22 protein-coding genes and 1 pseudogene are annotated in these 10,402 nt (G+C 58.4%); 1 reads left to right on the top strand and 22 read right to left on the bottom strand.

Annotation, left to right across the window (positions count from 1 at the left end):
* Positions 1–7: 7 nt before the first annotated feature.
* From rplO to rpsJ, 21 genes are all read right to left on the bottom strand, one after another.
* On the bottom strand, positions 8–442 hold the full coding sequence (gene rplO, locus ACRC0P_RS08725) for a 50S ribosomal protein L15 (protein ID WP_183462939.1): 435 nt from the start codon (positions 440–442) through the stop codon (positions 8–10).
* A 1-nt stretch (position 443) separates the two neighbouring features.
* Positions 444–629, bottom strand: a complete 186-nt coding sequence (gene rpmD, locus ACRC0P_RS08730) for a 50S ribosomal protein L30 (RefSeq protein WP_438629947.1) — start codon at positions 627–629, stop codon at positions 444–446.
* 53 nt (positions 630–682) lie between these two features.
* Positions 683–1,189 carry a 30S ribosomal protein S5 gene (rpsE, locus tag ACRC0P_RS08735; protein WP_438629949.1) on the bottom strand — a complete coding sequence of 169 codons (507 nt, stop codon included), beginning with the start codon at positions 1,187–1,189 and terminating at the stop codon, positions 683–685.
* A 10-nt stretch (positions 1,190–1,199) separates the two neighbouring features.
* On the bottom strand, positions 1,200–1,550 hold the full coding sequence (gene rplR, locus ACRC0P_RS08740; RefSeq protein WP_183462945.1) for a 50S ribosomal protein L18: 351 nt from the start codon (positions 1,548–1,550) through the stop codon (positions 1,200–1,202).
* 26 nt (positions 1,551–1,576) lie between these two features.
* Entirely contained in the window at positions 1,577–2,110 is a 534-nt protein-coding gene (rplF, locus tag ACRC0P_RS08745) for a 50S ribosomal protein L6 (protein WP_438629951.1), read from the bottom strand.
* A 12-nt stretch (positions 2,111–2,122) separates the two neighbouring features.
* Complete coding sequence (gene rpsH, locus ACRC0P_RS08750) at positions 2,123–2,515, bottom strand: 30S ribosomal protein S8 (protein ID WP_438629953.1); 393 nt, start codon at positions 2,513–2,515, stop codon at positions 2,123–2,125.
* Positions 2,516–2,555: 40 nt separating this feature from the next.
* Positions 2,556–2,861 (bottom strand): 30S ribosomal protein S14, encoded by a 306-nt coding sequence (rpsN, locus tag ACRC0P_RS08755; protein WP_183462951.1) that lies wholly within the window; start codon positions 2,859–2,861, stop codon positions 2,556–2,558.
* 9 nt (positions 2,862–2,870) lie between these two features.
* Positions 2,871–3,410: a 50S ribosomal protein L5 gene (rplE, locus tag ACRC0P_RS08760; protein WP_438629956.1), complete on the bottom strand. Its 540-nt coding sequence runs from the start codon at positions 3,408–3,410 to the stop codon at positions 2,871–2,873.
* Positions 3,411–3,428: 18 nt separating this feature from the next.
* On the bottom strand, positions 3,429–3,746 hold the full coding sequence (rplX, locus tag ACRC0P_RS08765; RefSeq protein ID WP_438629958.1) for a 50S ribosomal protein L24: 318 nt from the start codon (positions 3,744–3,746) through the stop codon (positions 3,429–3,431).
* Between the two features lie 24 nt (positions 3,747–3,770).
* The gene (rplN, locus tag ACRC0P_RS08770; RefSeq protein ID WP_438629960.1) at positions 3,771–4,139 is read right to left on the bottom strand and encodes a 50S ribosomal protein L14; all 369 of its coding nucleotides are present in this window, start codon (positions 4,137–4,139) and stop codon (positions 3,771–3,773) included.
* Between the two features lie 58 nt (positions 4,140–4,197).
* Positions 4,198–4,461, bottom strand: coding sequence for a 30S ribosomal protein S17 (gene rpsQ, locus ACRC0P_RS08775; protein WP_265722417.1), 264 nt, complete (start codon positions 4,459–4,461; stop codon positions 4,198–4,200).
* A gap of 2 nt (positions 4,462–4,463) precedes the next feature.
* Positions 4,464–4,670, bottom strand: coding sequence for a 50S ribosomal protein L29 (gene rpmC / locus ACRC0P_RS08780; RefSeq protein WP_265722416.1), 207 nt, complete (start codon positions 4,668–4,670; stop codon positions 4,464–4,466).
* Complete coding sequence (gene rplP, locus ACRC0P_RS08785) at positions 4,670–5,083, bottom strand: 50S ribosomal protein L16 (protein ID WP_438629963.1); 414 nt, start codon at positions 5,081–5,083, stop codon at positions 4,670–4,672. The genes rpmC and rplP overlap by 1 nt, the downstream gene beginning before the upstream one ends.
* A gap of 11 nt (positions 5,084–5,094) precedes the next feature.
* Positions 5,095–5,775 carry a 30S ribosomal protein S3 gene (rpsC, locus tag ACRC0P_RS08790; protein ID WP_438629965.1) on the bottom strand — a complete coding sequence of 227 codons (681 nt, stop codon included), beginning with the start codon at positions 5,773–5,775 and terminating at the stop codon, positions 5,095–5,097.
* Positions 5,776–5,794: 19 nt separating this feature from the next.
* The gene (gene rplV / locus ACRC0P_RS08795; protein ID WP_438629967.1) at positions 5,795–6,127 is read right to left on the bottom strand and encodes a 50S ribosomal protein L22; all 333 of its coding nucleotides are present in this window, start codon (positions 6,125–6,127) and stop codon (positions 5,795–5,797) included.
* 15 nt (positions 6,128–6,142) lie between these two features.
* Complete coding sequence (gene rpsS, locus ACRC0P_RS08800) at positions 6,143–6,421, bottom strand: 30S ribosomal protein S19 (RefSeq protein WP_438629969.1); 279 nt, start codon at positions 6,419–6,421, stop codon at positions 6,143–6,145.
* A gap of 38 nt (positions 6,422–6,459) precedes the next feature.
* The gene (gene rplB, locus ACRC0P_RS08805; protein WP_438629971.1) at positions 6,460–7,284 is read right to left on the bottom strand and encodes a 50S ribosomal protein L2; all 825 of its coding nucleotides are present in this window, start codon (positions 7,282–7,284) and stop codon (positions 6,460–6,462) included.
* Positions 7,285–7,301: 17 nt separating this feature from the next.
* Positions 7,302–7,610: a 50S ribosomal protein L23 gene (gene rplW / locus ACRC0P_RS08810; protein ID WP_438629973.1), complete on the bottom strand. Its 309-nt coding sequence runs from the start codon at positions 7,608–7,610 to the stop codon at positions 7,302–7,304.
* Positions 7,607–8,221, bottom strand: coding sequence for a 50S ribosomal protein L4 (gene rplD / locus ACRC0P_RS08815; RefSeq protein ID WP_438629975.1), 615 nt, complete (start codon positions 8,219–8,221; stop codon positions 7,607–7,609). Before rplD ends, rplW begins: the two co-directional genes overlap by 4 nt.
* Positions 8,222–8,239: 18 nt before the next feature.
* Positions 8,240–8,875: a 50S ribosomal protein L3 gene (gene rplC, locus ACRC0P_RS08820; RefSeq protein WP_438629977.1), complete on the bottom strand. Its 636-nt coding sequence runs from the start codon at positions 8,873–8,875 to the stop codon at positions 8,240–8,242.
* 110 nt (positions 8,876–8,985) lie between these two features.
* Positions 8,986–9,297, bottom strand: a complete 312-nt coding sequence (rpsJ, locus tag ACRC0P_RS08825; protein ID WP_066967210.1) for a 30S ribosomal protein S10 — start codon at positions 9,295–9,297, stop codon at positions 8,986–8,988.
* Between the two features lie 186 nt (positions 9,298–9,483).
* Between rpsJ and ACRC0P_RS08830 the strand changes: the two genes are divergently transcribed.
* A complete protein-coding gene (locus ACRC0P_RS08830) occupies positions 9,484–9,960 on the top strand; it encodes an aminoacyl-tRNA deacylase (protein ID WP_438629979.1) in 477 nt (158 codons plus the stop codon).
* Positions 9,961–10,079: 119 nt separating this feature from the next.
* Here ACRC0P_RS08830 and tuf read toward each other — a convergent pair.
* Positions 10,080–10,402 (bottom strand): annotated as a pseudogene (gene tuf, locus ACRC0P_RS08835) (elongation factor Tu); the annotation flags it as partial.

Genomic DNA, 10,402 nt, shown 5'->3' on the forward strand with positions numbered 1-10,402 from the left:
GCCTCGATTACTCTTCTATTTTTCCGCCAGCGGCTTCGATAGCCGCTTTGGCTCCTTTGGTCAGCGCCAGACCTTTAACGGTTACCGCCTTGGTCAGTTCGCCGGAAAGAAACACTTTGGCGCGCTTTACGTGGCTGCCGATGATATCGGCATTCTTCAGCGCTGCCAAATCAATGACATCGGCGTCCACCTTTGCCAGCTCCGCCAGACGCACTTCCGCGGTGACGCGGGAAACACGCGAGGTGAAACCGTACTTCGGCAGGCGCTTCTGCAGCGGCATCTGACCACCTTCGAACCCCGGACGCACAGTGCCGCCGGAGCGTGCCTTCTGGCCCTTGTGACCACGACCGCCGGTCTTGCCCAGGCCGCTGCCGATGCCGCGACCGACGCGCTTGGCGCTGTGCTTGTGGCCTTCTGCGGGAGACAAGTCGTTCAAACGCATGTTATTCCCCCTCTACCTTAACCAGGTAATTGACTTTATTGATCATGCCGCGCACGGAGGGAGTGTCTTCCACTTCCACTGTGTGACCGATGCGGCGCAGTCCCAGACCGGCAATGCACGCCTGATGGTTCTTCAGACGACCGGCAATGCTTTTGACCTGGGTGACTTTAATGGTCTTCTTAGCCATGACTTTTCACTCAAAACGAATTCGACTTTGCCTTTGGCGGCCCTTGGCGCCGATCAGCCCAGGATCTCCTCGACGGATTTGCCGCGCTTGGCAGCGACGTCTTCCGGGCTGGACATCTCTTCCAGGGCACTGAAGGTTGCGCGCACCACGTTCACCGGGTTGGTGGAGCCGTAACACTTGGCCAGTACGTTGTGCACACCGGCCATTTCCAGTACGGAGCGCATGGCGCCACCGGCAATTACACCGGTACCCTGGGAAGCCGGCTGCATATACACCTTGGAACCGCCGTGGCGGCCGTTGGTGGCATACTGGATGGTCTCGCCGTTCAGATCCACCTGGATCATGTTGCGGCGCGCCGCTTCCATCGCCTTCTGGATCGCCACCGGCACCTCGCGGGCCTTGCCGCGACCGAAGCCAACGCGGCCGTTGCCGTCGCCCACCACAGTCAGTGCGGTAAAGGCGAAGATGCGACCACCTTTAACAGTTTTTGCAACGCGATTGACCTGGACCAGCTTTTCCTGCAGGCCTTCGTCGTTGCTTTTGTCTTTCTCTCTAGCCATAACTCAACCCTTAGAATTTCAGACCGGCTTCGCGGGCAGCGTCAGCCAGGGCCTTGACGCGGCCGTGGTACTTGTAACCGCTGCGGTCAAAGGCCACCTGCTCAACGCCGGCCGCTTTGGCGCGCTCGGCGATCAGGGTGCCCACCGCCCCGGCGGCGTCGACGTTCCCGGTTTTCCCTGAGCGCAGGTCTTTGTCCAGGGTAGAGGCCGAAGCCAGTACCTTGTCACCGGCGGCAGACAGGATCTGTGCGTAAATATGTCGCGGTGTGCGGTTCACGGTCAGGCGAACAGCACCCAGCTCGCGGATCTTGGCGCGGGCACGGCGTGCACGACGCAAGCGAGATTGCTTCTTGACGTTCATTTCTATGTCGTCCTACCTAATTTGCCCTACTTCTTCTTGGCCTCTTTGCGATACACGCGCTCGTCGGCGTAGCGGACACCCTTACCCTTGTAAGGCTCCGGCGGACGGAATGCGCGGATCTCAGCGGCCACCTGGCCCAGCAGCTGCTTGTCGCTGCTCTTCAATACGATTTCAGTCTGGCTCGGCGTTTCCGCAGTCACACCTTCCGGAAGCTGATAATCGATAGGGTGGGAGAAGCCCAGGGTCAAGTTGACGGTCTTGCCGGACGCCTTTGCGCGGTAACCAACGCCGTTCAACTGCAGTTTTCTCTCGAAACCCTGGCTGACACCAACCACCATATTGTTGACCAGTGCGCGCGTAGTACCCGCCAGCGCCCTGGCCTGTTTGGAACCGCTGCGCGCAGTAAAAGTCAGCAGGCCTTCGGCCTCGCTCACTTCCACATCACCGTGAATTACCATGTCCAGGTTGCCATTGCCGCCTTTGACGGCGATATCCTGGCCTGACAGGTTCACGGTTACGCCCGCGGGGATTTTTACCGGATCATTTGCTACTCGAGACATACCAACCCCCGCTTAGAATACCGTGCAGAGCACTTCGCCACCGACACCGGCCTGACGCGCAGCGCGATCCGTCATCACCCCCCGGGAGGTGGAAACGATCGCGATACCCAGACCACCGCGTACCGTCGGCAGCGCTTTCTTGCCAGTGTAAGCGCGCAGCCCCGGGCGTGAAACCCGGTCCAGCTCGGCGATGACCGGCTTGCCCTGGAAGTATTTCAGGTCAATAGTCAGCTCCGGCTTGGCGTCTTCGCTTACCGCGTAATCAGTGATGTAGCCTTCGTCTTTCAGTACTTTGGCTACAGCAATCTTCAGTTTGGATGAAGGCAGGGTGACCGTTGCCTTTCCGCGCGCCAGAGCGTTGCGGATGCGGGTCAGCATATCTGCCAACGGATCTTGCATACTCATTTAATAGACTCCTCAAGTCTGCCTTTACCGGCCGGACCTTTTACCAACTTGACTTGACCAGGCCGGGAACATCACCACGCATTGCCGCCTCGCGCAGCTTGTTACGGCACAGGCCGAACTTGCGGTAGACAGCGTGGGGGCGACCAGTGATACGACAGCGGCGTTGCTGACGTACCGGGCTTGCATCGCGCGGCAGTTTCTGCAGCTTGAGTTGAGCCTCCCACTGCTCTTCTTCAGAAGCAGTGGCACTGGCGATGATCGCCTTCAGCTCTGCGCGCTTCTGCGCGTACTTAGCTGCGGTTCGAGCGCGCTTTACTTCGCGCGCAATCATGGATTTCTTCGCCATGGATTCCTCTTAACCCTTGAAAGGGAAGTTAAACGCTTTCAGCAGCGCGCGACCCTGATCGTCGTTAGCTGCTGTAGTGGTAATGCAAATATCCAGACCGCGGAGCTTGTCTACTTTGTCGTAGTCGACTTCCGGGAAGATAATTTGCTCGGTCACACCCATTGAAAAGTTGCCGCGACCGTCAAACTGCTTCGGGCTGATACCGCGGAAGTCGCGGATACGCGGGATCGCGATATCGACCAGACGCTCCAGGAACTCGTACATGCGCTCACCGCGCAGAGTCACCTTGCAGCCGATCGGCCAGCCGTCGCGAATCTTGAAACCCGCAATAGACTTGCGCGCATTGGTCACGATGGGTTTTTGACCAGTGATTGCCGTCATGTCACTGACAGCATGTTCCAGTACCTTCTTGTCACCAACAGCTTCGCCGACACCCATGTTGACGGTGATCTTGGTGATGCGCGGCACGGACATCACATTGTCGAGCCCCAGCTCTTCTTTCAGCTTGGGCGCGAGTTCTTTGCTGTAGAGCTCTTTAAGCCTTGCCATGATATCTACCTGATCTACTTAAGCGTCAACGGCTTCGCCGCTGGATTTAAAGACGCGAATCTTAGTGCCGTCTTCCAATACTTTGAAGCCTACCCGGTCAGCCTTCTGGGTATTCCGATTGTAGATGGCAACGTTGGAAGCCTGAATTGCGGCCTCTTTCTCAACGATCCCACCGGCAACGCCCAACTGGGGGTTCGGCTTCTGGTGTTTCTTGATCATCTGCACACCGGCAACAATCAATCGGCCGTCGTTCAGCACTTTGCGTACTGTGCCGCGCTTGCCCTTGTCGCGACCGGCAATAACGATCACTTCGTCGTCACGCTTGATCTTGCGCATAACTCTGTCTCCGCTCGAAGGCCGTTAGATAACTTCAGGTGCCAGTGAGATGATCTTCATGAACTTCTCACCGCGCAGCTCGCGAGTCACCGGCCCGAAAATACGGGTGCCGACCGGCGCATGTTGCTGGTTCAGCAGCACCGCTGCGTTATCGTCAAATTTGATCAGGGAGCCATCCGCGCGGCGCACACCCTTTTTGGTGCGGACCACAACGGCATTCATTACCTGACCCTTCTTCACTTTACCGCGGGGGATGGCTTCCTTGACGGTCACCTTGACAATATCACCCACGCCAGCATACCGACGATGGGAGCCGCCCAGCACCTTGATGCACATGACGCGGCGAGCCCCACTGTTGTCAGCTACTTCTAAGTAGGATTCCGCTTGAATCATCGTCTCTCTCCGAAAACCTTAAATCCGGCCTTCAATTCGGTAGTCAATGCGCTAGGGCCTAGACCTTCGCCGCACGCTCTACAATTTTCTGCAACGCCCAGGATTTGCTCTTGGACAGCGGACGAGACTCTTCGATGGTTACGACATCACCGATGCCGCAATCGTTGTTCTCGTCGTGTGCCTTGAGCTTGGTGGACTTGCTCACAATTTTGCCGTAGATCGGGTGCTTAACACGGCGCTCGATCAAAACGGTGATGGTTTTGTCCATCTTGTCACTCACGACTTTGCCAGTCGCAGTACGCTTGAGTTTTGCTTCTGCCATGATTAGTTACCTGCCGTCTCTTGTGCTGCCCGTTCAGTCAACACAGTCTTTATGCGAGCAATGTCGCGACGAGTCTGCTTCAGCAGATGAGTCTGAGTCAGCTGACCGGTGGACTTTTGCATGCGAAGCTTGAACTGAGCCTCGAGCTGATTCAGCAGTTCCTGGTTCAGCTCTTCAACTGACTTTTCGCGTAGATCTGCAGTCTTCATTACATCACCGAACGCTTAACGAAAGTTGTTTTCACAGGCAGCTTGGACGCGGCGAGCTCGAAAGCTTCGCGAGCGAGATCCTCGGAAACACCCTCCATCTCATAGAGGACTTTGCCCGGCTGGATCTGGGCTACCCAGTATTCTACGTTACCCTTACCTTTACCCATCCGAACTTCGAGGGGTTTACTGGAAATGGGCTTGTCCGGAAACACACGAATCCAGATCTTGCCGCCACGCTTAACGTGACGGGTCATGGCGCGACGAGCCGCTTCGATCTGGCGCGCAGTAATGCGTCCGCGACCGATAGCCTTAAGGCCGAACTCGCCAAAGCTCACCTTGGAACCGCGATCGGCCAGACCGCGATTGCGACCTTTCTGTACCTTGCGGAATTTTGTACGCTTTGGTTGCAGCATCTGCGTACCCCTTATTTAGCAGCTTTCTTGCGGGTCTTCTTCGGCTGCTCATCGGGCATTTCGTCGCCGATGACTTCACCTTTAAAGATCCAGACCTTCACACCGATGATGCCGTAGGTAGTGCTGGCTTCAGCGGTGGCATAATCGATATTCGCGCGCAGGGTGTGCAGCGGCACACGGCCTTCGCGATACCATTCAGAGCGGGCAATCTCAGCACCGCCGAGACGACCACCAACCTGAATCTTGATGCCCTCGGCGCCCTGACGCATGGCGTTCTGCACCGCGCGCTTCATGGCGCGACGGAACATGACGCGGCGCTCCAGCTGTTGGGCAACGTTCTGGGCGACCAGAGCGGCGTCCAGGTCCGGCTTGCGCACTTCTTCGATGTCGATGTGCACCGGAACGCCCATCTGCGTACTGACTTCGCTGCGCAGGCGCTCTACGTCCTCACCTTTTTTACCGATCACGATACCCGGGCGGGCGGTGTGAATGGTCACACGCGCGGTGTTGGCCGGACGCTCGATCTCGATACGGCTCACGGAAGCGTGGGCCAGCTTCTTGCGAATGTAATCGCGAACTTTCAGATCCGTGTACAGCTTGTCTGCGTACTCGTCGCTGCCGGCATACCAGACAGAGGTATGCTTTTTAACGATACCCAGACGAATGCCGGTAGGATGTACTTTTTGTCCCATGGTTTTCTCGCCTGCTCTCTTATTTCTCGGCCACTTTCACAGTGATGTGACAAGTACGCTTAAGAATCCGATCGGCACGACCCTTGGCGCGCGGCTTGATGCGCTTCATGGTCATACCCTCATCCACAAAAATCGTGGAAACCTTCAGCTCGTCAACGTCGGCACCTTCGTTGTGCTCGGCGTTGGCGATGGCCGACTCCAGTACTTTCTTGACGATCGCCGCGCCTTTCTTCTGGCTGAATGCCAGAACATCCAGGGCTTCCTCGACACCTTTGCCGCGAACCTGATCAGCTACCAGTCGCGCCTTTTGCGCCGATAGACGAGCGCCGCGTAATTTTGCTGCTACTTCCATCGTTTTAACCTCGGCTTAGCGCTTCTTCGCTTTCTTGTCCGCAGCGTGACCGCGGTAGGTGCGGGTAGCGGCGAACTCGCCCAGCTTGTGACCAACCATCTCTTCGTTGATCAGCACGGGCACGTGTTGACGACCGTTGTGCACGGCAATCGTCAGACCCACCATTTCCGGCATTATCATGGAACGGCGGGACCAGGTTTTAATCGGTCGACGATCATTGGCTGCAATCGCCGCCTCCACCTTTTTGATCAGATGAAGATCAATAAAGGGACCTTTCTTCAATGAGCGTGGCACTTTAGATTCCTCTCAGCTGCTCAGGCACGACGCGCGGCTTACTTGCCGCGACGGCGTACTATCATCTTGTCGGTGCGCTTGTTCTTACGCGTTTTCTTACCCTTCGTGGGCACACCCCAGGGGGTTACCGGGTGACGGCCACCGGAGGTACGACCTTCACCACCACCGTGCGGGTGATCCACCGGGTTCATCGCCACACCGCGAACGGTCGGGCGAACACCGCGCCAGCGCTTGGCACCGGCTTTACCCAGCTTGCGCAGGCTGTGCTCGGAGTTGCTCACTTCACCCAGGGTGGCGCGGCACTCGGACAACACCTTGCGCATCTCGCCGGAACGCAAACGAACCGTCGCGTACTGGCCTTCGCGCGCCACCAACTGCACAGAGGCACCCGCGGAGCGGGCCAACTGGGCGCCCTTGCCCGGCTTCAGCTCGACACCGTGAATCACGGCACCGACCGGGATGTTGCGCAGCGGCAGGGTGTTGCCCACAACGATCGGCGCCGCGTCGCCGGACTGCACGGTAGCACCGGCTTTCAGGCCTTTCGGCGCGATGATGTAACGGCGCTCGCCGTCTGCGTAGCAGACCAGGGCAATATTGGCACTGCGGTTCGGATCGTACTCCAGGCGTTCAACCTTGGCCGGGATGCCGTCCTTGTTGCGCTTGAAGTCGATAACACGGTAGTGCTGCTTGTGACCACCGCCGATATGGCGGGTGGTGATGCGACCGGCGTTGTTACGACCGCCGCTCTTGCTTTTCTTCTCTACCAGGGGAGCATAGGGCTCACCCTTATACAGGTCAGGGTTTACAACCTTGACCAAGTGGCGACGGCCGGCAGAGGTCGGTTTACTTTTTACAATCGGCATTGCAACTGTCCCCTTACTTACGCCGTTACGTCGGCAGCTTCAAAGTTGATGTCGCTGCCTTCGGCCAGACGAACGTAGGCTTTTTTCCAGTCATTGCGGCGGCCCATGCCGAAACGCGTACGCTTGGTTTTGCCTTTTACGTTCACGGTGCGAACCTGTTCGACGGAAACATTGAACAGCTTTTCAACCGCGGCCTTGATCTCGGCTTTATCGGCATCGGTGCTAACCTTGAAAACCACTTGGTTGGCGGCGTCCGCCAATGCAGCAGCTTTTTCGGAAATTACCGGGCCGAGCAGTACTTTGTAGAGTCGCTCCTGCTTGTTCATCCCAGCACCTCTTCAATTTTCTTGAGCGCAGACACGGTAACCACGACCTTGTCGAAGCGGATCAGGCTCACCGGGTCGATGCCCTGCACGTCGCGCACGTCGATCTTGTGCAGGTTGCGAGAAGCCAAGTAGAGGTTCTCACTCACTTCTTCAGTGATTATCAGCGCATCCGCCAGGTCGAACTGAGCCAGCTTGCTCACCAGCTGCTTGGTCTTGGGCGCCTCCATCTCGAAGGACTCCACCACCACCAGGCGCTCCTGGCGGGCCAGCTCGGAGAGAATGCAGCGCAGAGCGGCGCGGTACATCTTCTTATTCAGCTTAACGCTGTGATCCCGCGGCTCAGCGGCGAAGGTTACGCCACCGCTGCGCCACAGCGGGCTGCGGATGGTGCCGGCGCGGGCGCGACCAGTACCTTTTTGACGCCAGGGCTTCTTGCCGCCGCCGGAAACGTCAGCGCGATTCTTTTGCGCCTTGGTACCCTGGCGGGCGCCGGCCATGAAGGCCACTACCGCCTGGTGCACCAGGTCTTGATTGAATTCACGACCGAAAGTCACTTCAGAGACAGCTACAGTGCCTTTGGCGCCTTCGGGAGTAGCGATATTCAGTTCCATATCCATTTCCCCTCAGACTTAGGCTTTAACTGCCGGACGAACAATCACGTCACCGCCGGGCGCGCCGGGAACGGCACCTCTAACCAGCAGCAGGTTGCGTTCGGCGTCGACACGAACCACTTCCAGGTTCTGCACGGTTACACGCTCGGCGCCCATGTGGCCGGCCATCTTCTTGCCTTTCCACACGCGACCGGGAGTCTGGCACTGGCCGATGGAACCGGGAGCGCGGTGGGAGAGGGAGTTGCCGTGGGTTGCGTCCTGGGTGCGGAAGTTCCAGCGCTTAACGCCGCCCTGGAAGCCTTTACCCTTGGAAGTGCCGGTTATATCGATCTTCTGACCAGCCTCAAAGCCGGAAACAGTGATCTCAGAACCAATTTCGAAAGTTTCGTCGGAACCGTCAGTACGCAGTTCGAAGAGACGGGTGCCGGCCTCGGTGTTGGCCTTGGCGAAGTGGCCCGCTTCGGGCTTGGAGACACGGGAAGCCTTGCGGTTGCCCACAGTAACCTGTACTGCAGTGTAGCCGTCAGTTTCCACGGATTTCACCTGGGTGACGCGGTTCGGGGCTACCTCGATAACGGTAACCGGGATGGACGCGCCATCTTCAGTGAAGATGCGAGTCATGCCGCTTTTGCGGCCGACAATACCTATAGTCATCGTTTCAACCTCTCAGTGCACGGGGCTTTAACCCACTGCGGCCGCCCAGTTTCAGAGCGTTACACTACCCGAACCTTTTTCGCCCGGGATTCGGTAGTTAATTTAAAGTGTTAGCCGAGACTGATCTGAACCTCAACACCGGCCGCCAGATCGAGCTTCATCAGCGCGTCGACGGTTTTCTCGGTGGGCTCGACGATGTCCAGCAAACGCTTGTGGGTACGGATCTCGTACTGGTCGCGCGCGTCTTTGTTGACATGCGGGGAAATCAGTACGGTGTACTTCTCTTTGCGAGTCGGCAGCGGAATGGGACCGCGAACCTGCGCACCGGTGCGCTTGGCCGTCTCGACGATCTCCTGGGTAGACGTGTCGATCAGCTTGTGATCGAACGCCTTCAGGCGAATTCGGATGCGTTGACCCTGCATGGAATCAAACTCCAATCAAAACTAAAAGAACGTCCCTTTGCGCAGCCCCGAGGGCGGGCGAAAAGGAGCGCGAATTCTACGGGCAGCACCGCAGCCTGTCAACTGCCAATCCTCCCTGGTTTCGCACCGCCGGCCCGGCGTGAAACTACACTTGAAAGACCCACTGCGAAACGAGGAGAAAAGACCGTGACCATAGCTGCAAGAGTGAGTCAGTATCTGCGCGACCAGTCGGTCGACTTCCAACTGGTCCAGCATCCCCACAGCCAGCGCAGCGCCGAGAGCGCCCGCGCAGCCCACGTCCGCGAAGACCGGGTAGCCAAGGCGGTGCTGCTCAAGGACGACCAGGGCTACGTACTGGTGGTACTGCCCGCCAGCAGCAGCCTGGACATGCGCGCGGTGCATGATGAGACCGGCCGCAGGCACCTGGAGATGGTGGAGGAAGGGGAGCTGAGTCGCGCCTTTCCGGACTGCGAACTGGGCGCCCTACCCCCCTTGGGCCAGGCCTACGGCATCACCACCCTGCTGGACAACAGCCTGCGCCACCGCGATACCGTCTATTTCGAGGCCGGCGACCACGAGGAACTGGTGGAAATGGACGGCGCGCGCTTTGCCAAGCTGTTCGAGGACTGCCAGAGCTGCGATCTGAGTAAGGACTGGCCGTAATAGAGGGCAGGAGACAGGGGACAGCAAACAGAAAGGCCCAGCCGCGTTCAGGCGGCCGGGCCCTCGCCGAGTCCCGAGTCCCGAGTCCCGAGTCCCGAGTCCCGAGTCCCGAGTACAGCTTACTCGATGATCTTGGCCACAACGCCCGCACCAACGGTACGGCCGCCTTCGCGAACCGCGAAGCGCAGGCCCTCTTCCATGGCGATGGGGGCGATCAGGGTGACTTTCATCTGGACGTTGTCGCCCGGCATCACCATCTCGGTACCTTCCGGCAGCTCACAGGCGCCGGTTACGTCGGTGGTACGGAAGTAGAACTGCGGACGGTAGCCCTTGAAGAAGGGGGTGTGACGGCCGCCTTCGTCCTTCGACAGTACGTACACTTCCGCTTCGAATTTGGTGTGCGGGGTGATGGAACCCGGCTTGGCCAGGACCTGGCCGCGCT

Source organism: Microbulbifer sp. (assembly GCF_051659245.1).
In the GTDB taxonomy this organism is placed as follows: Bacteria; Pseudomonadota; Gammaproteobacteria; order Pseudomonadales; family Cellvibrionaceae; genus Microbulbifer.

What these genes read in the sequence shown, in the direction of transcription:
- rplB (WP_438629971.1), bottom strand. Translation starts at nt 7,284, where the DNA reads ATGCCGATTGTAAAAAGTAAACCGACCTCTGCCGGCCGTCGCCACTTG.
- rpsQ (WP_265722417.1), bottom strand. Translation starts at nt 4,461, where the DNA reads ATGGCAGAAGCAAAACTCAAGCGTACTGCGACTGGCAAAGTCGTGAGT.
- rpsE (WP_438629949.1), bottom strand. Translation starts at nt 1,189, where the DNA reads ATGGCTAGAGAGAAAGACAAAAGCAACGACGAAGGCCTGCAGGAAAAG.
- rplO (WP_183462939.1), bottom strand. Translation starts at nt 442, where the DNA reads ATGCGTTTGAACGACTTGTCTCCCGCAGAAGGCCACAAGCACAGCGCC.
- rpmC (WP_265722416.1), bottom strand. Translation starts at nt 4,670, where the DNA reads ATGAAGACTGCAGATCTACGCGAAAAGTCAGTTGAAGAGCTGAACCAG.
- rpmD (WP_438629947.1), bottom strand. Translation starts at nt 629, where the DNA reads ATGGCTAAGAAGACCATTAAAGTCACCCAGGTCAAAAGCATTGCCGGT.
- rplR (WP_183462945.1), bottom strand. Translation starts at nt 1,550, where the DNA reads ATGAACGTCAAGAAGCAATCTCGCTTGCGTCGTGCACGCCGTGCCCGC.
- rplF (WP_438629951.1), bottom strand. Translation starts at nt 2,110, where the DNA reads ATGTCTCGAGTAGCAAATGATCCGGTAAAAATCCCCGCGGGCGTAACC.
- rpsJ (WP_066967210.1), bottom strand. Translation starts at nt 9,297, where the DNA reads ATGCAGGGTCAACGCATCCGAATTCGCCTGAAGGCGTTCGATCACAAG.
- rplV (WP_438629967.1), bottom strand. Translation starts at nt 6,127, where the DNA reads ATGGAAGTAGCAGCAAAATTACGCGGCGCTCGTCTATCGGCGCAAAAG.
- rplE (WP_438629956.1), bottom strand. Translation starts at nt 3,410, where the DNA reads ATGGCAAGGCTTAAAGAGCTCTACAGCAAAGAACTCGCGCCCAAGCTG.
- rplD (WP_438629975.1), bottom strand. Translation starts at nt 8,221, where the DNA reads ATGGAACTGAATATCGCTACTCCCGAAGGCGCCAAAGGCACTGTAGCT.
- rpsN (WP_183462951.1), bottom strand. Translation starts at nt 2,861, where the DNA reads ATGGCGAAGAAATCCATGATTGCGCGCGAAGTAAAGCGCGCTCGAACC.
- rplX (WP_438629958.1), bottom strand. Translation starts at nt 3,746, where the DNA reads ATGCGCAAGATCAAGCGTGACGACGAAGTGATCGTTATTGCCGGTCGC.
- rplC (WP_438629977.1), bottom strand. Translation starts at nt 8,875, where the DNA reads ATGACTATAGGTATTGTCGGCCGCAAAAGCGGCATGACTCGCATCTTC.
- rplW (WP_438629973.1), bottom strand. Translation starts at nt 7,610, where the DNA reads ATGAACAAGCAGGAGCGACTCTACAAAGTACTGCTCGGCCCGGTAATT.
- rpsH (WP_438629953.1), bottom strand. Translation starts at nt 2,515, where the DNA reads ATGAGTATGCAAGATCCGTTGGCAGATATGCTGACCCGCATCCGCAAC.
- rplN (WP_438629960.1), bottom strand. Translation starts at nt 4,139, where the DNA reads ATGATTCAAGCGGAATCCTACTTAGAAGTAGCTGACAACAGTGGGGCT.
- rpsC (WP_438629965.1), bottom strand. Translation starts at nt 5,775, where the DNA reads ATGGGACAAAAAGTACATCCTACCGGCATTCGTCTGGGTATCGTTAAA.
- rplP (WP_438629963.1), bottom strand. Translation starts at nt 5,083, where the DNA reads ATGCTGCAACCAAAGCGTACAAAATTCCGCAAGGTACAGAAAGGTCGC.